The following is a 21451-nucleotide window of genomic DNA, read 5'->3' on the forward strand; positions in this document are numbered from 1 at the left end:
CTGGTTGTAATAAAAATATTACATTGAATTTTGATATCTATTCTACGGATATTCTTATTTTTTGACCGTCAATATCATCGTCTTTATACTCTTTGCATGATTCTGAAAAATTCACCTGTTTTACTCTGACTAAAAATGCCAAGTCATCTGCCTTGTCTTGAATCATTTCCAGTGATTCCTCATCCAAATCAAGAATTGATGCTGTCTCTAAGACATCAGTAGGATTGTATCCTCTCTCTTTTCTGAGAGTTTGGAGCCTTCTTGCAATATCTTTTATCAGTCCTTTGGCCATCATCTCCTTATTTCTGGATGTTGAAATGAATACTATGTAATTGTCCCTTTTAGATACTGCAAAATTTTCACTTGCATCAAAATCTACAACATAATCTTCCTTGTCTAATGAAATGATTTCTCCATCAATATCAAAGTCATATTTTGAATTTTCTTGTAATGATGAAATGATTTCTTCTGGATTTGTTTCTGCAAATTTTGCAACAAGTTTTCCCATGTGTTGTTTTGCTTTGGGTCCGATTCTTTTTCTCTCTAATTCGATTACTGGTTTTACTGGCATTCCTAATTGTCTTAATTCTAAAATTTGTTCCAGTCCTGAATCTTTTTGAGTTTCTACAATTGAGAATTTTTCTACATTTAATTGAGATTGCAACAAATCTGATAGTGATTCAAGTTTAGTTTTTTGATCTTTTTTGACACAAATCTGTGCTTCATTTAATGGCCATCTTCTTTTTAATTTCCCTTTCATCCTTGCCGCAGATGATACAGACACCACGTCTTTCATAATGTCAAAAGATTCCTCAATCTCTTCGTTTACAAGTGACTTTTCATATTCTGGCCATTTGTCTAAAAGAATACTCTGCTTGCCCTCAAATACTGTCTGGTATAGATACTCACTTGTAAATGGACAAAATGGATGAATCAAAATATCTAACGTTTTGAGTACTTCACTTAGTACTGCATAAATTGATAGTCTTCTATTCTTTTTGTCTTCGTCCTCATCCCACAATTCCCCTCTAGTAATTGGAATGTAGATTTGACTTAGATTGTTAATTATGTAATCATCTATTGCTTTTGCACTTTCATGGAATTTGCATGTTTGATTTTTTTCTGTGATTTTTTGAATTAGTTTTTGAAGTTTTGATAGCAGCCAAATATCTGGTGATGTGAGTAAATCATTTTGCTTTGCCCATGAAATTGTATTTGATTGTTCAAAATTATCGTATTGACTATTTTGTTTGAAATACAAGTGGAGATTAAATAATGTATTAATGACTTGATATGGTCTGGACATTAATTCATCAGTGCTGAAACTAAGTGGCTCAATAGGACTTGCCTTCCACATGAAATAGAATCTTATCAAATCAACTGGATATTTTTGCAATAACTCTGCACCTTCCAAAACATTCCCTTTACTTTTGCTCATTTTTCCACCATTCTCATCAAGCACATGTCCCTGAAACAAAAATGATTTGTAAGGTGGATTGGGGCCATTGTTTAAGATTACATTTTCAATTAGTAGAGTGTATGCCCACCCTCTAGTCTGATCAATTCCTTCAGTGAAAAATGGGGCTGGAATTTCATTGGCGTATTGCTCATCAGTCAATGATGAGTATGGTGCAGATCCACTATTGTGCCATGTATCTAAAACATACTCTTCTCTTTTTGTTTTTGAGCTTTCACATTTTTTACATTTTATTGTAATGTTGTCAATCCAAGGTCTGTGTAATTCAAAGTCGGGGCCATCAGGCAAGTTGGTTGCAGCATCAACAATTTCTTTTCTTGAGAAAAACCAGTTTTTCTCACCACAATCCTCGCAATTCCATACAGGTAAAGGGCATCCCCATATTCTTTCTCTTGAAATGCACCAAGGGTGTTTTTCTTTGATTATTCCCAAGAATCTATTTTTTGGTTGCTCAAAAAAATACTCTACACTTTCTGCTGCATCTATTGCTTTGTTTTCTAGTCTGTCTAATTTGTAAAACCATCCTCTTCTTGCAAGCCACACTATTGGATGGTGTGATCTCCAACAAAGAGGATACTTGTGTTTAATTTTTCCAATTTTTACTAGTGCATTATGCTCTTTTAGATCTTCTACTATGGTCCTGTCTGCATCTCTTACAAACATTCCCTGATATTTTCCAGCATCTTTGGTAAATTTTACTTCATCATCAATTGGGCTGAAAATCTTTACTTTTCTTTTGTTGGCTATTTTGATATCTTCTTCTCCGTTAGCTGGAGATAAATGAACAAGACCACTGCCTGTACTTGCATCGACAAATGTTTCTGAGACTGCCACATGAAAATTATTACTTTTTGAGCATTCTCTTAACTCTGGTATTTCTTCAAGTAATGGGTGGGCGTATTTCTTCCCTTCAAATTCAGAACCTTTTACAGTTTTTTCAATTTTATAATTCTCAATTTTAATCTCTGTCATAAATTCTTCTAGTCTTGTTTTTCCAACAACCCATGTTTCGTTTTCAATTTTGACATATGCATAATCTTCTTCTGGCTGTAATCCTACCATTGCATCAGTAACTAGAGTAAATGGCATGGTCGTCCATACAATCAAAAATGCATCTTCATCAACTAGTTTTACTTTGTAATATAATGAAGGATCCTTTACTTCTTCATATCCTTGATTTACTTCTGCATGACTTAGTGATGTCTGGCAACTGGGGCAGTATGCAATCACTGTGAAATCTTCTTCTAATATTCCATTTTCATGTGCTTTTTTTAGTACTTGCCATTCTCTTTCAATAAATTCATCTCTATAAGTCCAATATGCTTTTTCATGATTAAATGACATCCCAAGAAGTTCATCTACTTCTACCCAAGACTTGTTGTATTTTTTTACAACTTTTTTACATTCAGTGACAATTCTTTCAATTCCAAATTGTTTAATTGCTTCAGTCTTTCCACCTGAAACCCCTAACTCTTTTTCCACTTGCAATTCTACTGGAAGGCCTTGTGTATCCCATCCTCCATTAAATTCAATTTTTTTTCCTTGTAATGTATTGAATCTATACCACAAATCTTTGATGACTCTGCCTCTTAGATGTCCTGCATGTGGAATTCCGTTCATTGTTGGTGGACCTTCAATAAATCTAATTTTTTCAGGTTTATCTGATGCAAAAATTTGTTTTTCTAAATCAATAGATTTGATGTATTCTTTTACTTGGGTCTCTACTGATTTTGCATCAAACTTTGTAGAAAGTTCCATCTGGATTTTGATATGTATGTGGCATTATAAAGCTAAATTGACTTGATGAGACTTGGATTATATAATTGAGCAAAAGATGATTTTTGTTGGTAAATATCCTAGTAGTCGGCTCTGGAGGAAGAGAGCATGCATTATCCTGGAAATTATCTCAAAGTGATAAAGTTGATACAGTTTTTACAGCTCCCGGAAATGGTGGGACTAAAAACAATGTCTCAATTGATGTCAATGACTTAGATGGATTAGCTGATTTTGCTAAAAAAAATAATTGTTTTACTGTAGTTGGCCCAGAAGATCCCTTGGCTGCAGGAATTGTTGATAAATTTAATCAAATAAATCTCAAAGTTTTTGGCCCTTCTAAAAAGGCAGCACAACTCGAATCAAGTAAGATATGGGCCAAAGATTTCATGAAGCGAAATAATATTCCAACAGCTAGATTTGAAATTTTTGATGATGCAACTAAAGCTCAAGATTATGTAAAATCACTTGATTACAACGTGGTGGTAAAAGCTGATGGACTTGCAGCAGGCAAAGGTGTGATTGTTTGTGATAGTCTTGATGAAGCAGTATCTGCAATTCAAACAATTCTGATCAAAAAATCATTTGGTGAGGCTGGAAATCGAATAATCATTGAAGAACGAATTGATGGGATTGAGGCATCATACATTGCACTTTCTGATGGAAAAATTGCTTTAGCTATGGCATCTAGTCAAGACCATAAGAGAATCTATGATGATGACAAAGGTCCAAACACTGGTGGAATGGGTGCTTATTCCCCAACTCCGATAATCACAGATACAATGGCAGAAAAAATACAGAAAAAAATTATTGATAAAACAATACAATCAATGAAAAATGAATCTATTGAATTCAAGGGTTTTTTGTATGCAGGAATAATGATTAGAGATGATGAGCCCTATGTTTTAGAATACAATGTTAGAATGGGTGATCCCGAATGTCAGCCAATTCTAATGCGAATGGATTTTGATTTGTATGATTATTTTGTCGCAAGTATTGAAGGTAAATTATCTGACATGCCTTTGCCCACTTGGAAAAACCAATACGCCGTATGTGTTGTCTTGGCATCAAAGGGATATCCAGAGTCTTATCCAAAGGATGAAACCATTTCAGGTTTTGATTCAATTCCAAACGAATCATATGTTTTTCATGCCGGTACAAAAAAAGTAGATGGAAAAATTCTTTCAAATGGAGGGCGTGTTTTGGGTGTTACTGCTTTGGGTGATAGCTTGGAGGACGCAATAAAAAATGCATATGCTGCATCTGATAAAATATCTTGGAATAGTAAGTATTGTAGAACAGATATTGGTAAAAAGGGAATATCTTATTTTTGAGTCTGAAAAAATCTATCTTCTGTTACTATCCAATCAATAGTTACATCATGATCTGATTTTGGAATATTTTTTACAATTTGTTTTTCTAAAATTAATGCAATTGTTGTTGTGCTATTTTCTGCTAGAAATTTATCGTAGAATCCATACCCGTATCCTAATCTTACTCCCTCAGGAGAAATGCCTACTGTTGGAACTAAAATGACGTCTAGATTGTTATCTGTTGGACAGTCCTCTTTTGGCTCCATAATGTCGAAATTACCCTTCTCTAGGCTCGCAAAATCCTTTATTTTCCTAAATTCCATTTTTTCTCCAATTACTTTTGGTAGGAACACCTCTTTTCCATCACTAATTAATTCTTGAATGATGTCCTGTGTGAAAATTTCACTTTGAATTGGATAATATGCCCCGATTTTTTTGGCATTTTTGAATGCATAAATCTTTTTAATTTTTTTCTGCATCTTTTGACTTGCAATCTTTAGAAGATCAAAAGATGTGTTATCTCTTTTTTCTAGCAAAAGATTTCTCAGTGAATCTTTTTTCGAACTATCTTCCAATTTGAGTACTCAATGATGCAGCAGTAATTGTATTTTTTAATAGCATGGCAACTGTCATTGGACCAACTCCTCCTGGAACTGGTGTTGCAAAAGATGCTTTTTTAATAATTTGCTCATAATCCGAATCTCCTACAAGTTTTTCTTCAAATCTGGATATTGCAACATCAATAACAATTGCATCTTGTTTAATCATTTCTGGTGTTAGAGTGAACTTGTTTCTATCTCCCACTGCTGTAATGATGATATCTGCGGATTTGCAAAACTCTGTAAGGTTCTTTGTTTTAGAGTGGCATGTTATTACCGTGGCATTTTTTTCTAATAATAGATGATAAAGTGGCTTTCCTACTAGATTGCTTCTATTAATCAAAACAATATTTTTTCCTTCTAGATCAATTTTATGATGTTCGAACATTTCCATTACACCTGATGGTGTACATGCTACAAGTGCAGCTTTTTTCATGGCAAGTAATCCTGCATTATGTGGGGTTAATCCATCAACATCTTTAATTGGTGATATTCTTGATGTGGTTGCAAATTCATCTAGCTGTGGGGGTAATGGAAGCTGAACTAGAATTCCATGCACTGAACTGTCGGAATTGAGATTATCGATGATTCCATTTAGTTCTATTTGTGTGACATTTGAATCCAGTTTATGATCTTTTGTTACAATTCCTACTTCCTCACATGCAATGTGTTTGTTTCTTACATATGTGGCAGATGCAGGATTGTCTCCTATCAAAATCGTGGCTAAACATGGGTTGATTCCTTGAGATTTGAGCTCTTCTGCTGCCTTTTTTACCCTGTCTTTGACTGATTGAGCAATTACTTTGCCGTCAATCTTAATGCCTGTCATACTTTGATTTTGATTTGTAGATATTTAATTCTTGGAATTCATAATTGCGAATCTCAGAAAAGAAATTTAATGGTGATATTTCTAGTCACAGCATGTTTGTAATGATGGCAGATGTTCAGCTAAAAGATGGTGCTGAAGAAGATTTTAAAAAATGGTTTTCAGAATCAAACAAAATACTGGCAAACTTTCCTGGATTTATCTCAAGACGCTTTCTAAAAGCAAACGATGGGGGATATAGAATAATAGTGGAGCATGAGAGCAAAGAAACTTTCATCAAGATGCATAATAGCCCTGAACACGATAAACTCCATCCAGAGGGACATTCCTATATGAGTGCGCCACCCGCACGAAAAACATTTTCAATTGCTGCTGAATAAATTGAAACTAGATTATGACTTAAATTCATATCTTGAAAAAATTAAAAAAAATAATTCATATTTTCACACTTTTATTAATAGAGATAGTCTTGCTGCAGGTATTTTGGTTTTACAACCTGGTGAGGAGGACACACAAGAGCCTCATGACACTGATGAGGTTTATTATGTGATATCTGGAGATGGCTTTTTAAAAATTAATGACAAAGATTACCCTGTTTCAAAAGATAAATTATTTTTTGTTGGAAAAGACGTAGAGCATTTTTTTCACGGGAATTCAAAAGAGCTTAAAGTTTTGTATTTTTTTGGTGGGCCTGATTCTTAACTGATGATAGTTTTTCTTCCAAAAACTTTGACTTTATTTCTTGCAATTAGATTTACTGCTTCAGGATAGATTCTGTGTTCTTCTTTTAGGATTCTTTTTGATAATGATTCTTCTGTATCATTTTCCTTGATTTTTACAACTGCCTGAATGATCACTGGGCCTGTATCCATTCCTGCATCTACAAAGTGTACTGTACATCCTGAATACTTGGCACCATAATCTAATGCCTGTTTTTGAGCATTCAATCCTGTAAAGCTTGGAAGCAATGCTGGGTGAATATTGATTATTCTATTTTTGAATTTTTTTACAAATTGTGGGCTAATGATTCTCATAAATCCTGCAAGACATACTAGGCCGTTATCCGGGGTAACCCCGTATTTTTTTAGAATTGAGATTATTTTTTTATCATAATCTTCTCTATTTCCTTCAAAACTTTTGCTCTCGATTACCTCTGTGTTGATTCCTAATTTTTTAGCAATTTTGAGGCCTTTGGCATCTCTTCGATTTGAAATAACTACTGATGGATTTATTGGAATTTTTTTCCTTTTAATTGACTTGAGAATACTCTCCATGTTGCTCCCACGACCTGAGATTAGAATTCCTAGATTTAGCAACTAGTCAATACTAGATCAAACCTGCAATTTATATCAAATCCAATTATTTTGATTTTCATTGCCTAGAAAAGTCAGGATGACTAAAAATGGAATCCTGTGTGAGGTAAATGAAAATCGTGTTTACCTAGATCCTAAAAATACTGATAAATCTGGAATCAATTTTGTTTCTCATGCTCATTCCGATCATCTCCCAACTAAAAATGGCGGTACAATTTTAGCATCAATTGAGACAAATGAAATTGCAAATCTTCGTGGATTTAAAATGGAAAAGCATGTGGAAGCATTGGAGAATTTCTCTCTAATTGATAGTGGTCATATTCTTGGTGCCAAAGGATTGCTTTTTGATGATATTTTTTACACTGGAGATATCTGTACAAGAGATAGAGGTTTTTTGCAAGGAGCAAAAATTCCAAAATGTAAAACATTGATTACAGAATGTACTTTTGGATTACCCGAATTTGTTTTTCCAAAAATAGATGAAATACAAAAGCAAGTCAATGAATTGATTTCAGAACTTTACGGTAAAGGAATACCAGTTATTTTAATGGGGTATCAATTGGGAAAAGCTCAAACCATTACCCAACTATTTGGTCATTGGGGACCTCTTTATTTTCATGATTCTGTAAAAGACATGAATTCACTTCATCAGAAACTCGGAGTGCCACTAAATGATGGAATCGGTCATTCAGAGGCTGAAAAAAATGGACTACTAGATAAAAAACCATGGGTGATGGTAGCACCTCTAATGTCAAGTAAAAATAAATTCCTTCAAGATATGAAATCAAAATATGGTGCAGTAACAATTGGATTCAGCGGATGGGCTCAATCTACTAGATTCTCTTTTGGAAGAAGAGCTGACTATTCAATTACAATGAGTGATCATTGTGATTATAATGAACTTGTAGATATGGTTGTACAATCCGGGGCAGAGCAAGTATACACAATTCATGGTTTCGTAGATGAGTTTGCACAAGAATTACGCAAAATCGGTATTAATGCCCAACCCCTTATAGAAAATTCTTTAGATGATTTTACTAGTTGAAAATCTACTACAATCACAATTCTCAACTAGACATGTTTCAGTATTTCTAATGTGGTCGTGTGAAAAATGTTTACATTTTTCATTTTTACATATTCTTCTTTGAGATTCCTTTTGTACTATGGATTGAGCAATTGCATTTGCCTTGTCTTTTGAATACCCTTTTTTATCAATGTAAAAATGAACAATTCTATTATACAGCAAATCTGGATTGAATTGTTTTTCAAGCATCTTGTTTCTAGGCATTATTACCACTTTGTTGTATTAAAAGATCATGTGATGTCTACCTTGTATGAAAAATTCTCGCCCTATATTCATGCAGATAAAAATTAATGGTATCAAACTTGAAAATTATGACTCTGCTAATATGTAGTGATTTATGACTTAATTTATGAGCGATAAGGATGATAATACAGCCAAAGAATGGAAGAAACTAGAGCAGGATGAAATGAAAGAACAGGAACATCAACTGGAGCTACAAGATAATTATATTCAGGATGAAAAATACGATGATTCTGAGGATTAAATTATAAACTCTTTTTTAAACCAAAAACATAATTCCACTAATGGGGTTTTTATCGAATTTCAGAAAAGATTTACAGACTCAAAAAAGAAATAAATCTGCCCAAATAAATGGTAAAAATCTCAAAGGTCTGCTAAAAAAATTCAAAGAAGAACGAGATAGAATAGAAAAAGAGACTGGTATAAGACCACAAATTGATGACACAACACAAATGTTTATGCAAAAAATCCTTAATGTTTGGATTCAAGAAGGAAAGGATATTGACGAAGAAAAATTTTGGAAGGAAGTTGACTATAATAGACAATTCACACATCCTGTTGATTATTATGAAAAATCATGATGGATTTGAATTTTAATTTACAATAGTTTATCTTGAATCAAAAATACAAAATATCAGTGTAATAATTGGATAAAGAATGGTTGCGAGTTAAAAGTGGAAGAAGTAAAGGATGTAGAGATTGTATTAATCATCGATGTATCCCAAACAGCTGCACTTGTGATTGCCATAAGTAGCTTCAAAATTCTATAAATTTATCTTAAAACCATGCCTATGTCCATTAGATTGGTGTGAGTGAAATCTGTTAGAATGTTTGCTTTTTGCTTTTCAAAGAATCTGCCTGAATCACTATTTCTGAGAAACTCTTTCATTACACTCAAATCAATTTTGGTATTTTCTGTTATGGCACCTGCAAATCTGGAATTTCCATCTATCCCATCTGTTCCCATGGATGCGATGATTATTTTTTTTGATTTCTGAGTATTCTTTAAAATTCTTAAAACTAACTCTTGATTTCTGCCTCCCACACCTTTGCCCAAAACTTTCACTGTTGGTTCTCCTCCAAAAATCAGACATGTGTTGTGATTCTCTGAAATGTTTTCGAGTATTTTTGGTACTGCTTCTTTAATGTCTCCGAAAATCTGCATAGTTGACACATTATATCCTATGTCTTCAGCTTTTTTTTGCATTGCTTCTAAACAGTTTTTGTTATTTGCAATAACAAAATTATCAATTTGCGCTTTTTTTGGTGTTTCTTTGGTTTTTTTATTTAATCCGTTCTCTAGAATTTGTAAAACCTCTGTTGGTATCTTCCATCGTATTTTGTATTTATCAATAATATCTAATGCATCTGCATATGTTGTATCATCCATGTATGTTGTACCTGACGCAATGGATGAAAGATCATCTCCTTCCACATCTGACAATATCAAACTAACTCCTTGGCATTTCATATTTTCAATTAATTTTCCGCCTTTGATTTTTGATAGGTGCTTTCGAATACAATTAAACTCTTGAATGGTCACTCCAGTTTTTAAAAGCAATTTTGTAACGTGAACTTTGTCATCAAGAGTAATTTCATCAGGCATTGCCAAAAGAGATGATCCTCCTCCTGATACAAGAAAAATGATAAATTCATCACTTCGCTTATTTTGAACAAATTTCATTACTTCTTTGGCAGCTTTCACGCTTATTTTATCAGGTTCAGGATGTCTGGAATTGAAAATTTGGAATTTCTTTCCTTTGATTTTTGATTTAGATCCTTTTGGAATTACCACAATTCCACTTTTTATAGGTACTATTGCATTTAATGCCCTTGTCATAGAATCTCCAGCTTTTCCAAAAGCTACAGAATAGATGTTTGAATATTTCCCAATATTGATGATTTTATTATTCATCTTAATTTCATTTGGTGATACATACTTTGGAATGATATTTTGAGGATCTGCTGCTTGAAGACCTGCCTCTAAAATTTCTAGGCAATCTTTTTTCTTATCTGTAGTTGCCAACTCTTTGAAATTTTGTATAATCATACTGAAACTCAATAATGCAAGATATAATAATAATCAATGATGCCTTTGATTTATGCACACAGTACGTATTCCAAAAGTTATCAACTTTGGAGAAGACGCACTTGGTCAAACAGAGTATCCAAAAAATGCCCTTGTTGTAACAACCGTTCCACCAGAACTTTCTGATAAATGGTTGGCAAAAATGGGAATTCAGGATTACATGTTATATGATCAAGTGAAACCTGAACCATCAATTGACGATGTCAATACATTGATTTCACAATTCAAAGACAAAAAACCATCTGTTCTAATCGGATTAGGTGGGGGAAGTTCAATGGATGTTGTAAAATATGCTGCCCAAGATTTCGGTGTAGAAAAGATCTTAATTCCTACTACATTTGGAACTGGAGCTGAAATGACAACTTATTGTGTTCTAAAATTTGATGGAAAAAAGAAATTGTTACACGAAGATAGATTTTTGGCCGACATGGCTGTAGTCGATTCATATTTCATGGATGGAACTCCAGAACAAGTCATCAAAAATTCTGTCTGTGATGCATGTGCTCAAGCTACTGAGGGCTATGACAGTAAACTCGGTAATGACTTGACTAGAACTCTATGTAAACAAGCATTTGAGATTCTCTATGATGCAATAATGAATGACAAACCAGAAAACTATCCTTATGGTTCAATGTTATCTGGAATGGGATTTGGAAATTGCTCAACAACTCTAGGACATGCTTTGTCCTATGTGTTCTCAAATGAAGGTGTGCCACATGGCTATTCCTTATCATCTTGTACTACAGTTGCACATAAACATAACAAGTCAATCTTCTATGATCGATTCAAAGAAGCTATGGAAAAACTTGGATTTGATAAATTAGAACTCAAAGCCGATGTTTCTGAAGCTGCAGATGTCGTAATGACTGATAAAGGACATTTGGATCCAAATCCAATCCCAATATCCAAAGACGACGTTGTTAAATGTCTTGAAGACATCAAATCAGGTAATTTGTAAAAAATTCACAAATTTTTTACCTTTTTTCTATTTTCTTGATAAACTGCGAAATTGGCAGCTAGATGAAACTTTTTATGCTAATAATCTAAGGTAATTGTACTTGGCTTCAAAGAAACTCAAATTTGGAATTCAAAATGGATTAAATGTTGCAAGAGCTGGTTATACTGAAGATCAAATTTTAACGGCTTGCATGCTTGCTGATAAAACTGGCTATGATTCAATTTTCTATATGGACCACACCAATGTCCCACAATGGAAAAATGCTACTGTGCTTGATCCATGGGTTATGTTATCTGCAATAGCTGCTGTCACAAACAATGTTGAATTGGGAACTTGTGTTACTGATGCAATTAGAAGACACCCATCAAATATTGCTCTAGCTGCTATCACTCTTGATAGAGTTTCAAAGGGAAGGGCAATCCTTGGAATCGGTGCAGGTGAGGCTCAAAATCTAAAAGAATTTTGTATTCCATTTGAAAAACCAGTTTCAAAATGGGCTGAACAAATCGAAGTTATTCATACATTGTATGACTCTACTCCAGATAATACAGTTGATTATGCTGGAAAATATTATCAATTAGAAGGTGCATGTTTGCAGGCACCACCAATTAGAAAACCACGTCCTCCAACTTACATGGCTTCTGGTGGTAAAAGAACATTAGAATTAACAGGAAAACTTGGTGATGGTTGGCTACCAATTGGCTACACTCCAGAATTATTTGAGGATCATAGAAAACAAATCGAAGTTTCAATGGATAAACATAACCGAACTCAGGAAGAAAAAGATAACTTCCAAATGGCTTTGGATATCGATGTTTACTTTTCTGAAGATGCAGAAGAATCATGGGCAAAAATGAAAGAAGCTGTAAAGGTTAGTTTATTCAAACCTGAAGTTTTGAGAGTTCATGGATTAAAAGAGATTGAAGGATTTGATTTCGTAAAATACTTTACAGAATATTCTATGTCTGATCAAAGTTGGATTGTTAAAATGAGAGAGGCAGCTACCAAAATACCAGACAAAATAGCACGTTCATCTACTGCTGTTGGAACTCCTGAAGATATAATCCCGACATTTGAGCGATTCATGGATGCTGGTGTTAATCACTTTGTAATTCGATTCTGGGGAAAGAACTACTTTGGCTCTATTGATAAATTTGCAAGTCATGTCATGCCTGCACTTAGAGCAAGAGCCAAACAATAACCAGTCTCATAATATTACATACAGAAAATCATTTACTTAGCTTGTTTTGATGATGTATTATGAAGGATGATCTTCCTGAATCTGTTAAAAAATGCCTTGATATTTTAGATGAAAACGTCGAAATCTTGGCGAATCTAGAATTTGATCTAGATGATGAACAAGAAGATCAATTGACTCCGGAGATGGAACTTCATAATTTGTATGATATGACTGAAGATGTTGCTGAATCTTCAAAACTCAAACGCGCTGAATTTAATTTTTCACGAAGACAGTCTGAAGATTCTTTATGATTTGTGTGGTCTTCTGTTTTTAGCCTTTGAAAATGCCTTTGCCCTACGTTTGTTTTTTGTTTTTCCAACCTTTTACGTGTACGTTCAGTGGCATTTGTTGAGCCTTGAATAATTTTTGTTTTACTCCCATCCCTCAACATAATCTCCTTTCCTTTGAATCTAAATTCTACATCTCTGCATTTGATATAGTATTTTTTGAGACAAAAAAATATCCTGTTATTTGTACCATGCATGTCTTTGACTTCCTTTGATTTTTTTAATTCATTGATGATATTCCGCAGTAGTCCCTTGTCTATGTCTGTAATTCTATGTATTTCTCTAAACCAGATAAATTTTGACTCTGAGCCCCATTCCTCTAAAAGTTCTAGTACTTTTTGGGTTGCATCCTCATATTCTTCATTAATTTTACTCATCTATTCTGGAATCCTAAACCTAAATTTAGCAATTTACATTGATTAAAAGTATGATGGGAAAAGTCAATTTTTGTGATGTCTTTTCTTTTTGAGTTTTTTTTAAATTAATTGATATGAGTACAAAATTAGAAAATGAATGCACATATCTTGAATGCAGAATTTTACAAATAAAAAAAATGGCTCAAGAATTTGAAAACGAGGATTAATGTTACTTTTTTGATTTTTTCTTTTTTTCTTTTAATCTAGATTTTGTTACTTTGACTGATTGCTTTTGATTATTCTCCATTTTATTTGCAATAGAATCAATCTGTTTGATAATTTTTGTCTGTAATTCTGTAGAATTTGCTTTTAGAAGTTTCTTTTTTAATTTTTTTAATTGATCAGAATAATTTTTAAAATCATTTTTTAGTTCATCAAGATATGGATCATCCATACTTGCTTTCTACCTATCTTGTATTTTAGCTATTTTTTTATGATCTGGATTTATAATATTATTTATTTCATTTAATCTATGCAGCTAGTAGGGATTCTTCAGATTAAATCGTATGAGAAAATTAAAGAATTTCTACATGATGAACATGTAGGTCGTCTATCAAGTATTGATATCAATGGATTTCCTCAAATCATTCCAATGAATTTTGTATTCCTCAATGATGTAATTTACATGCATTCTCATGTAAGGGGTGAAAAATTAGATAATATTTCTAGAAATAATAAAGTTGGATTTGAAGCAGATAGGGAACTAGAATTTTTACCCTCTTACTTTGAAGATCCACATAATGCATCCCTTGCAGATACATTGTACATCAGTGTTGTAGTAAAGGGAACTGGAATATTCGTAACCAATAGAGATGAAAAAACACTAGCACTCAACGGTTTGATGGAAAAATATCAGCCCGAAGGAAAATATGATCCAATTGAATCTGAAATGAAAGTATTAGATGCTGTTAGTATAATCAAAGTTGTTCCAAATACAATTCACGGTAAATACAAAATAGGACAGCATTTGAAGCCAAAAGATAGGATGGAACTTGCAAAAAATATTCTGAAAAAAAATTCCCCATCATCAAGACAAACTCTCAAAATAATGGGTTTTGAGGAAACTGCTGATGGGTTAAGAATGATTGATGAGCCTATTTGGTAATTTAATACATTTTACTCATACATGTTTCAAGTTTATTCAAATCAAACATACACATCTACTATATTGTTTGAGATTATTTTGAATTATGGCAAAAAGTTACACCTGCTCTAGCTTGGTTAAAGATTGTACTTGGTCAACAACTGCTAATGACACTGCAACTTTGATGAAGAAAATAGTTGCTCATGCAGAATTCAAACACGATCTTCAACTATCAACAGCAGATAAAATCAAAATACAATCCTCAATCAGGGGATAGATAAACACCATTTATACAAAAATCATTTTTATTTTTAATCTCTAAATTTCCCAAAATCATTTTTTTGTTCACTTGAGGGTTCCAATTAAGAAACGTTAGCTATAAGTTCTGTTTTTAGGGATTGTATATGTTGGAGCAAACAACTAGATTTGAATTAATATCTGATTATTTGCCTACGGGGGATCAACCTCAAGCAATTGATGCCCTAGTTGAAGGGGTGAAGAAAAAATCAGTTCAAACTTTACTGGGAGTTACTGGAAGCGGAAAAACGTTCTCTATTGCAAATGTTATTGCTAGAACAGGGAAAAACACACTTGTAATATCGCATAACAAAACTTTAGCAGCTCAACTATATTCTGAATTAAAGCAGTTCTTTCCTAAAAATAATGTTGGTTATTTTGTCTCATACTATGATTATTACCAACCAGAAAGCTATCTGCCTCAAACTGATACGTATATTGAAAAAGATACTCAAATTAATGAAAAAATTGAAAAATTAAGACTAGAGGCAACTGCAATGCTTTTATCAGGTGAGCCTACAATAATTGTCTCTACAGTTTCATGTATTTACTCTCTGGGAAATCCAAAGGATTGGGAAGATTTAGCAATTACAATAAAAACTGAAGATGAAATTAAACGAACAGAAATTATTAGAAAATTCATTGATGCAAGATATGAAAGAAACGATACAGAGGTAGCACCAGGAAACTTTAGAGTAAAAGGTGATACTATTGATGTTACTCCTGCATATTCTGAAGATTTGGTGCGAATCTCCATGTTTGGAGATGAGATAGAAAAAATTACATTACTTGATCATGTTTCTTTAAAAGAAAAAAAGAAAGTATCCCAAATGAAAATTTTTCCTGCAAAACACTATCTTATAGCAAAAGATGTCCGTCAAAAAGCTGTTAACTCTATCAAAAAAGAATTACAAAAACGACTACCTGAATTAAATGAATTAGAAAAACAAAGACTTGAGATGAGAACAAACTATGATTTGGAGATGATTGAGGAATTGGGATATTGCTCCGGGATTGAAAATTACTCTAGACATTTTGATGGAAGGTCTCCTGGAGAAAAGGCATTCTGCTTGATGGATTTTTTTGGGGATGATTATATTTTGGTAATTGATGAATCCCACGTTACACTGCCACAACTACATGGAATGTACAAAGGTGATCATTCACGGAAAAATGAACTTGTAACATATGGATTTCGATTGCCAAGTGCCTTTGACAATAGGCCCCTGAAATTTGAGGAATTTGAAGAATATATCCAAAATACGATATTTGTCTCTGCTACTCCTTCTGATTATGAGAAAAAAATATCCTCTAAAATTGCCGAGCAAGTCGTAAGACCTACGGGACTGCTAGATCCTGTGGTCGAAATTAGACCCACACAAGGACAAATGGATGATTTAATCAATGAAATTAACAAAAGATCTGCCATTTCTGAGCGTGTTTTGGTTACTACTCTTACCAAAAGAATGGCAGAAGATTTGGCAGAATACCTCTCAAAAAAACAAGTCCGTGTAAGATACATGCATTCAGAAATTGATGGATTGCAAAGAACTGAGTTAATTAGACAATTACGCCTTGGGGAATTTGATGTCCTCGTTGGAATCAACTTGCTAAGAGAAGGATTGGATATTCCTGAAGTGTCACTTGTTGCAATTTTGGATGCAGACAAAGAAGGATTCTTGAGAAATTTTACCAGCTTAATTCAAACATGTGGAAGAGCTGCAAGAAATGAACATGGGACTGTGATAATGTATGCTGATAACAATACCAAATCTATGAAAAATGCTATGAATGAAACTAAACGTAGAAGGGAAAAACAAATCCAATATAATCTTGAACACAACATCACACCTAAGACTATAATAAAATCAGTACCAGAACAAGAAACTGCATTAGATGAATCTAAATTAAAATCGATTCATGATTTACATAATGATGTTGTTGATTTGGAAGCTCAAATGAAAAAATATTCTGAAGATTTAGACTTTGAGCATGCAATTGAATGCAGAGATAGGATAAAAAGACTAGAAAAGGAGATTCAATTCAAAGATGACAGAAAATAAATTAAAAATTCGTGGAGCTAGACACCACAATCTAAAAAATTTAGATATTGATATTCCAAAAAATAAACTAGTTGTAATTACTGGTTTATCTGGCTCTGGTAAATCTACATTGGCCTTTGACACAATTTATGCTGAAGGGCAAAGACGGTATGTTGAATCTCTTTCTGCATATGCACGACAATTTCTAGAGATGATGGATAAACCTGACGTTGATTCTATTGAAGGATTATCTCCTGCAATTTCTATTCAACAAAAAACTACCAGTAAAAATCCTCGCTCAACTGTGGGTACTACAACTGAAATTTATGATTACATGAGATTATTATATGCTAGAATTGGGATTCCTTATTGTACAAATTGTGGTAGAAAAGTATCTACTCAATCCATTGAGAGAATATGTGATTCTGTACTGAAAGATTTTTCAGGAAAAAAAATACTGATTTTGGCTCCAATTATTCAAAGAAAAAAAGGTACCTATGAGAAATTGTTTGAGCAAATCAAAAAGGATGGATATTCTAGAATACGCGTTAATGGGGAGATTTTGAGCCTCGATGATGACATTCCTCCACTTGATCGTCAAAAATGGCATAATATTGAGATAATAGTTGATAGAATAACTACTGAAAAATCAGAAAGATCAAGATTATTTGAGGCAATTCAGACTGCAATAAAATCATCCAAGGGTGAGGTGATGATTGCAACTGAGAAGACTGAAAAAATATTCTCACAAAATAATGCATGTCCATATTGTGGATTAACAGTTGGTGAATTAGAGCCACGCTCTTTTTCATTTAATTCTCCATTTGGTATGTGTAAAACTTGCAATGGGTTGGGAGTTAAAATGGAATTTGATGCTGATTTAGTAATTCCTGACAAATCAAAATCGATTTTGGATGGTGCAATTGTTCCATGGAGTGGTAGGTTCTCATCATTTAGAAGACAAGCATTAAGAGCAGTTGGAATGAAATTTGGTTTTGACTTGATGACTCCTTTGGAAAAAATTAAACCAAAACATTTTGATATAATTTTGCATGGGACATCTGATTTGATTGATTTTAAATATCGCTCAAAATCTGGAGATTCATCATGGCAATACACTGATGCATTTGAGGGAGTTCTTGTGAATCTTCAGCGCGTTTTTATGGAAACTGACTCTGAATCAAAACGCGAATGGCTAAAACAATTCATGCGTGATACTCCATGTACTGCATGCAATGGAAAAAAATTAAAACCTGAATCTCTTGCAGTTAAAATCAACGAACAAGGAATAATGAATGTTTGCAATATGTCAATTGATCATTGCTATGATTTTTTTTCTACACTAAAATTAACTAAAAATGAACAATACATTGCTAAAGATGTTCTAAAAGAGATCAAAGAACGTTTGGAATTTTTAATGAATGTGGGTTTAAATTATTTATCTCTAAATCGATTGAGCTCCACATTATCTGGAGGTGAATCTCAAAGAATTCGTTTGGCTACTCAGATTGGCTCTAATCTGACTGGTGTGTTGTATGTTCTTGATGAGCCTACAATTGGATTGCATCAGCGTGATAATGCAAGATTGATTAAAACGCTAAATAAACTACGAAATCTTGGAAATTCTGTCATTGTAGTAGAGCATGACGAAGAAGTTATACGAAATTCAGACTGGATAGTTGATTTGGGTCCAGGTGCGGGTGTTCATGGAGGTAATGTGGTTTTTCAAGGGACTGTGAAAAAAATTCTTAATGGAAGTGATTCTGTTACAGGTGCATATCTGAAAGATAATTCTTTGATATCATTGCAAAATAAAATTCGTAACAAGTCTGGTTTATTAACAATTAAAAAAGCATCTGAGAATAATCTCAAAGAAATTGATGTTGAAATTCCATTGGGGCTTTTTGTTTCAGTTACTGGGGTTTCCGGCTCTGGAAAATCTACTTTGATCAATGATGTGCTGCTTAAAACCTTGGAGAGCCATTTTTACAAAACAAATGTTAGGCCTGGTAATCACAAAGAAATTACTGGTTTAGAAAATATTGATAAGGTGATTGCAATTGATCAATCTCCAATTGGAAGAACCCCCAGATCAAATCCTGCAACGTACATTGGAGCATTTACTCCCATTAGAGAACTATATGCAAACACTGCATTGTCAAAAGAGCGCGGTTATGCCCCAGGACAATTTTCATTTAATGTGGCCGACGGTAGGTGTTTTGCATGTGATGGAGATGGCGTTAAACAAATCGAGATGCAATTTTTGTCTGATGTCTATGTGAAATGTGATGAATGTAAAGGAAAAAGATACAACACTGAAACATTATCTGTGTTGTACAAGGGTAAAAATATTTCAGATATTTTAGACATGACTGTATATGAGGCATTAAATTTCTTTGAAAATATTCCCTCAATTAAACGAAAATTACAAACCGTCTATGATGTTGGGTTGGGATACATCAAGCTTGGCCAATCATCTACTACGCTGTCTGGGGGAGAAGCTCAAAGAGTCAAACTTGCATCAGAACTCTCAAAACGCGGTACTGGAAAAACACTCTATATTTTAGATGAGCCTACTACTGGATTACATTTTGCAGATGTTCAAAAATTACTTGATGTTCTTAATCGATTAGTTAACTTGGGAAATACTGTAGTTGTGATTGAGCATAATATGGATGTCATTAAAAATTCTGACTGGATAATTGATCTTGGTCCTGAAGGGGGAGATGAGGGTGGTAAAATTGTGGCAACTGGAACACCTACTACCATATCCAAGGCTCCTGGCAGTTATACGGGAAAGTTTTTGAGAAAATTATTGAAAAAATGACTTTTGATATTTCTACAATAAACATTCCAACCAACCCTGGAATCTATTTGATGAAAGATTCTGATAAAAAAATAATCTATATTGGCAAAGCAAAAAATTTGAAAAATAGAGTAAAGTCATATTTTACAAAAAACCAAAACTACAAGACCCAAAAACTTGTGGAAAATATTTCAGATGTTGAATTTGTTTTAACAGATAATGAAAGTGAAGCTTTTCTTTTAGAATCAAACATGATAAAGAAATATCGCCCTAGATTTAATATTGAATTAAAAGATCAACAAAGATACACATATCTTAGAATTTCTGATGAAAAATATCCTCGTTTACTTGTCGCTAGAAGAACTCGGGATGGCAAATTTTTAGGCAAAGGAAAAACTTTTGGGCCTTTTACTCAAGGCAGTTCAAAGTTACTTACGATTGGAACTTTGAGAAAAGCCTTTCAAATTAGAATTTGTAAAACTTTGCCAAAAAAAGTATGCCTTGAATATCATTTAGGAAATTGTGAAGGGCCATGTGAGTTCAAAGATGCCCAAGAAAGATACTCAAAGCATGTTTCTGCTTTGGAAGATGTTCTAAAGGGCAAAAACCAAACAAAAATCTTTACAAAAAAACTTGAAGAAGAGATGCATCAAGCAGCAAAACTTCAGCAATTCGAGCGGGCAAAAGACATTCGTGATACTCTAGTGAGGCTTGGAAGCCTTCAGACTAAACAAAAAATGGAATATGTTGATAAATCTGATGAGGAATACTTTGGAGTTGGTACTCAGGAGCAGTCTGTAACTGTGATGAATTTTAGAATGATTAATGGGGTGATTCGAGATAGTGATAAATTCTTTTTTGATCTGGTGGGTGATAATTCTTTTTCAAATTTTCTTTTCCAGTATTATTCAACTCACAAAATTCCAAAATTTATTCTAGTCAGTGAGATTCCTGAAAAAAAGGAATTGTTGGAATCTTTACTTTCTGAACAAGCTGGATTTACTGTGAGAATTTCTAGACCAACCAAAGGAAAGCGAAGAGAAATCATTACTTTGATTTTAAAAAATATCCAATTAATTCACTCAAAGGGGGGAGAACCTGGGTTGGCTGAATTAAAAGAAATTCTAAATTTACCTGAAATTCCAAAAATTATTGAATGCTTTGATATTTCAAATCACGGAGTAGACTTTGCCGTAGGTTCGATGTCTCAATTTGTAGATGGAAAACCACACAAATCGGGATATAGAAAGTTCAAAATCAAAACAGTGTCTGGAAGAGATGATTTTGCAATGATTGGCGAAATAATTAAACGAAGATATTATAGATTGCTAGAAGAAAAATCTCAATTGCCTGACTTGATAGTTATTGATGGTGGAAAAGGCCAGCTTAATGCTGCAATTAATTCTTTAGAATCTTTAGGATTGAAACTTCCGTGTATTTCATTGGCAAAAGAAAATGAAGAAGTCTATGTTCCAAAAAATAAAAATCCTATTGTAATTTCAAGGGAAATGTCATCATTGAAAATCCTACAGCATGCTAGAGATGAAACTCATAGATTTGGTGTTGCATATAATAGAACAATTAGGAAAAATAAAATAAAATAAGAA

The 21451-nt window shown here is 33.4% G+C and carries 21 protein-coding genes and 1 pseudogene; 14 read left to right on the top strand and 8 right to left on the bottom strand.

Features of this window, described 5'->3' with window-relative positions:
- Positions 1-37 precede the first annotated feature (37 nt).
- Positions 38-3235, bottom strand: a complete 3198-nt coding sequence (gene ileS / locus NADRNF5_RS03710; protein ID WP_048115825.1) for an isoleucine--tRNA ligase — start codon at positions 3233-3235, stop codon at positions 38-40.
- Between the two features lie 86 nt (positions 3236-3321).
- Here ileS and purD point away from each other — a divergent pair, with 86 nt between their 5' ends.
- The gene (gene purD / locus NADRNF5_RS03715) at positions 3322-4584 is read left to right on the top strand and encodes a phosphoribosylamine--glycine ligase (RefSeq protein WP_048115828.1); all 1263 of its coding nucleotides are present in this window, start codon (positions 3322-3324) and stop codon (positions 4582-4584) included.
- Here purD and NADRNF5_RS03720 read toward each other — a convergent pair.
- Both NADRNF5_RS03720 and NADRNF5_RS03725 read right to left on the bottom strand, forming a co-directional pair.
- Positions 4575-5138 (bottom strand): 5-formyltetrahydrofolate cyclo-ligase, encoded by a 564-nt coding sequence (locus NADRNF5_RS03720; RefSeq protein WP_048115830.1) that lies wholly within the window; start codon positions 5136-5138, stop codon positions 4575-4577. The two genes, purD and NADRNF5_RS03720, sit on opposite strands and share 10 nt — an antisense overlap.
- Positions 5128-5991, bottom strand: a complete 864-nt coding sequence (locus tag NADRNF5_RS03725) for a bifunctional 5,10-methylenetetrahydrofolate dehydrogenase/5,10-methenyltetrahydrofolate cyclohydrolase (protein WP_048115831.1) — start codon at positions 5989-5991, stop codon at positions 5128-5130. Before NADRNF5_RS03725 ends, NADRNF5_RS03720 begins: the two co-directional genes overlap by 11 nt.
- 44 nt (positions 5992-6035) lie before the next feature.
- Between NADRNF5_RS03725 and NADRNF5_RS03730 the strand changes: the two genes are divergently transcribed.
- Together NADRNF5_RS03730 and NADRNF5_RS03735 are read left to right on the top strand one after the other, a co-directional pair.
- The gene (locus NADRNF5_RS03730; RefSeq protein ID WP_237089327.1) at positions 6036-6368 is read left to right on the top strand and encodes an antibiotic biosynthesis monooxygenase family protein; all 333 of its coding nucleotides are present in this window, start codon (positions 6036-6038) and stop codon (positions 6366-6368) included.
- A 1-nt stretch (position 6369) separates the two neighbouring features.
- On the top strand, positions 6370-6690 hold the full coding sequence (locus NADRNF5_RS03735) for a cupin domain-containing protein (protein ID WP_048115835.1): 321 nt from the start codon (positions 6370-6372) through the stop codon (positions 6688-6690).
- On the opposite strand, the gene purN is transcribed toward NADRNF5_RS03735, so the two are convergent.
- The gene (gene purN / locus NADRNF5_RS03740) at positions 6687-7304 is read right to left on the bottom strand and encodes a phosphoribosylglycinamide formyltransferase (RefSeq protein ID WP_048115837.1); all 618 of its coding nucleotides are present in this window, start codon (positions 7302-7304) and stop codon (positions 6687-6689) included. The two genes, NADRNF5_RS03735 and purN, sit on opposite strands and share 4 nt — an antisense overlap.
- A 76-nt stretch (positions 7305-7380) precedes the next feature.
- On the opposite strand from purN, the gene NADRNF5_RS03745 reads away from it, so the two are divergent.
- A complete protein-coding gene (locus NADRNF5_RS03745) occupies positions 7381-8346 on the top strand; it encodes an MBL fold metallo-hydrolase (protein WP_048115838.1) in 966 nt (321 codons plus the stop codon).
- Here the strand turns inward: NADRNF5_RS03745 and NADRNF5_RS03750 are convergent.
- Positions 8326-8574, bottom strand: coding sequence for a hypothetical protein (locus NADRNF5_RS03750; RefSeq protein WP_048118940.1), 249 nt, complete (start codon positions 8572-8574; stop codon positions 8326-8328). The two genes, NADRNF5_RS03745 and NADRNF5_RS03750, sit on opposite strands and share 21 nt — an antisense overlap.
- Positions 8575-8734: 160 nt before the next feature.
- Here NADRNF5_RS03750 and NADRNF5_RS11760 point away from each other — a divergent pair, with 160 nt between their 5' ends.
- On the top strand, positions 8735-8869 hold the full coding sequence (locus NADRNF5_RS11760; protein WP_257719706.1) for a hypothetical protein: 135 nt from the start codon (positions 8735-8737) through the stop codon (positions 8867-8869).
- Positions 8870-8909: 40 nt separating this feature from the next.
- Entirely contained in the window at positions 8910-9206 is a 297-nt protein-coding gene (locus NADRNF5_RS03755) for a hypothetical protein (protein ID WP_048115840.1), read from the top strand.
- A gap of 191 nt (positions 9207-9397) precedes the next feature.
- On the opposite strand, the gene NADRNF5_RS03760 is transcribed toward NADRNF5_RS03755, so the two are convergent.
- Entirely contained in the window at positions 9398-10675 is a 1278-nt protein-coding gene (locus NADRNF5_RS03760) for a glycerate kinase type-2 family protein (protein WP_048115842.1), read from the bottom strand.
- A 52-nt stretch (positions 10676-10727) separates the two neighbouring features.
- On the opposite strand from NADRNF5_RS03760, the gene NADRNF5_RS03765 reads away from it, so the two are divergent.
- The 3 genes from NADRNF5_RS03765 to NADRNF5_RS11895 all read left to right on the top strand — a co-directional run bounded on the left by NADRNF5_RS03765 (position 10728) and on the right by NADRNF5_RS11895 (position 13163).
- A complete protein-coding gene (locus NADRNF5_RS03765; protein WP_048115844.1) occupies positions 10728-11672 on the top strand; it encodes an iron-containing alcohol dehydrogenase in 945 nt (314 codons plus the stop codon).
- Positions 11673-11766: 94 nt separating this feature from the next.
- Complete coding sequence (locus NADRNF5_RS03770; protein WP_048115846.1) at positions 11767-12873, top strand: LLM class flavin-dependent oxidoreductase; 1107 nt, start codon at positions 11767-11769, stop codon at positions 12871-12873.
- A 59-nt stretch (positions 12874-12932) separates the two neighbouring features.
- Positions 12933-13163: a hypothetical protein gene (locus NADRNF5_RS11895; RefSeq protein ID WP_082051977.1), complete on the top strand. Its 231-nt coding sequence runs from the start codon at positions 12933-12935 to the stop codon at positions 13161-13163.
- On the opposite strand, the pseudogene NADRNF5_RS03775 reads toward NADRNF5_RS11895, so the two are convergent.
- Together NADRNF5_RS03775 and NADRNF5_RS03780 are read right to left on the bottom strand one after the other, a co-directional pair.
- A pseudogene (locus NADRNF5_RS03775) lies at positions 13158-13576 on the bottom strand (hypothetical protein). The gene NADRNF5_RS11895 and the pseudogene NADRNF5_RS03775 overlap by 6 nt on opposite strands.
- A gap of 208 nt (positions 13577-13784) precedes the next feature.
- On the bottom strand, positions 13785-14009 hold the full coding sequence (locus tag NADRNF5_RS03780; protein ID WP_048115852.1) for a hypothetical protein: 225 nt from the start codon (positions 14007-14009) through the stop codon (positions 13785-13787).
- 78 nt (positions 14010-14087) lie between these two features.
- Here NADRNF5_RS03780 and NADRNF5_RS03785 point away from each other — a divergent pair, with 78 nt between their 5' ends.
- The 5 genes from NADRNF5_RS03785 (at position 14088) to uvrC (ending at position 21448) form a co-directional block, all read left to right on the top strand.
- Complete coding sequence (locus NADRNF5_RS03785) at positions 14088-14720, top strand: pyridoxamine 5'-phosphate oxidase family protein (protein ID WP_048115853.1); 633 nt, start codon at positions 14088-14090, stop codon at positions 14718-14720.
- An 85-nt stretch (positions 14721-14805) separates the two neighbouring features.
- A complete protein-coding gene (locus tag NADRNF5_RS10885; RefSeq protein WP_082051978.1) occupies positions 14806-14976 on the top strand; it encodes a DUF1059 domain-containing protein in 171 nt (56 codons plus the stop codon).
- 127 nt (positions 14977-15103) lie between these two features.
- On the top strand, positions 15104-17059 hold the full coding sequence (gene uvrB / locus NADRNF5_RS03790) for an excinuclease ABC subunit UvrB (RefSeq protein WP_192828353.1): 1956 nt from the start codon (positions 15104-15106) through the stop codon (positions 17057-17059).
- On the top strand, positions 17046-19865 hold the full coding sequence (gene uvrA / locus NADRNF5_RS03795; protein ID WP_048115855.1) for an excinuclease ABC subunit UvrA: 2820 nt from the start codon (positions 17046-17048) through the stop codon (positions 19863-19865). Before uvrB ends, uvrA begins: the two co-directional genes overlap by 14 nt.
- On the top strand, positions 19862-21448 hold the full coding sequence (gene uvrC, locus NADRNF5_RS03800; RefSeq protein WP_048115857.1) for an excinuclease ABC subunit UvrC: 1587 nt from the start codon (positions 19862-19864) through the stop codon (positions 21446-21448). Before uvrA ends, uvrC begins: the two co-directional genes overlap by 4 nt.
- Positions 21449-21451 lie beyond the last annotated feature (3 nt).

Origin of the sequence: Nitrosopumilus adriaticus (genome assembly GCF_000956175.1) — an archaeon.
Lineage (GTDB): Archaea > Thermoproteota > Nitrososphaeria > Nitrososphaerales > Nitrosopumilaceae > Nitrosopumilus > Nitrosopumilus adriaticus.

Excerpts from the sequence above, each read along its gene's own strand:
- ileS (WP_048115825.1), bottom strand. The coding sequence starts at position 3,235 with ATGGAACTTTCTACAAAGTTTGATGCAAAATCAGTAGAGACCCAAGTA.
- NADRNF5_RS03725 (WP_048115831.1), bottom strand. The coding sequence starts at position 5,991 with ATGACAGGCATTAAGATTGACGGCAAAGTAATTGCTCAATCAGTCAAA.
- NADRNF5_RS03745 (WP_048115838.1), top strand. The coding sequence starts at position 7,381 with ATGACTAAAAATGGAATCCTGTGTGAGGTAAATGAAAATCGTGTTTAC.
- NADRNF5_RS03750 (WP_048118940.1), bottom strand. The coding sequence starts at position 8,574 with ATGCTTGAAAAACAATTCAATCCAGATTTGCTGTATAATAGAATTGTT.
- NADRNF5_RS11760 (WP_257719706.1), top strand. The coding sequence starts at position 8,735 with ATGAGCGATAAGGATGATAATACAGCCAAAGAATGGAAGAAACTAGAG.
- NADRNF5_RS03755 (WP_048115840.1), top strand. The coding sequence starts at position 8,910 with ATGGGGTTTTTATCGAATTTCAGAAAAGATTTACAGACTCAAAAAAGA.
- NADRNF5_RS03760 (WP_048115842.1), bottom strand. The coding sequence starts at position 10,675 with ATGATTATACAAAATTTCAAAGAGTTGGCAACTACAGATAAGAAAAAA.
- NADRNF5_RS03765 (WP_048115844.1), top strand. The coding sequence starts at position 10,728 with ATGCACACAGTACGTATTCCAAAAGTTATCAACTTTGGAGAAGACGCA.
- NADRNF5_RS11895 (WP_082051977.1), top strand. The coding sequence starts at position 12,933 with ATGAAGGATGATCTTCCTGAATCTGTTAAAAAATGCCTTGATATTTTA.
- NADRNF5_RS03780 (WP_048115852.1), bottom strand. The coding sequence starts at position 14,009 with ATGGATGATCCATATCTTGATGAACTAAAAAATGATTTTAAAAATTAT.
- NADRNF5_RS03785 (WP_048115853.1), top strand. The coding sequence starts at position 14,088 with ATGCAGCTAGTAGGGATTCTTCAGATTAAATCGTATGAGAAAATTAAA.
- NADRNF5_RS10885 (WP_082051978.1), top strand. The coding sequence starts at position 14,806 with ATGGCAAAAAGTTACACCTGCTCTAGCTTGGTTAAAGATTGTACTTGG.
- uvrB (WP_192828353.1), top strand. The coding sequence starts at position 15,104 with ATGTTGGAGCAAACAACTAGATTTGAATTAATATCTGATTATTTGCCT.
- uvrA (WP_048115855.1), top strand. The coding sequence starts at position 17,046 with ATGACAGAAAATAAATTAAAAATTCGTGGAGCTAGACACCACAATCTA.
- uvrC (WP_048115857.1), top strand. The coding sequence starts at position 19,862 with ATGACTTTTGATATTTCTACAATAAACATTCCAACCAACCCTGGAATC.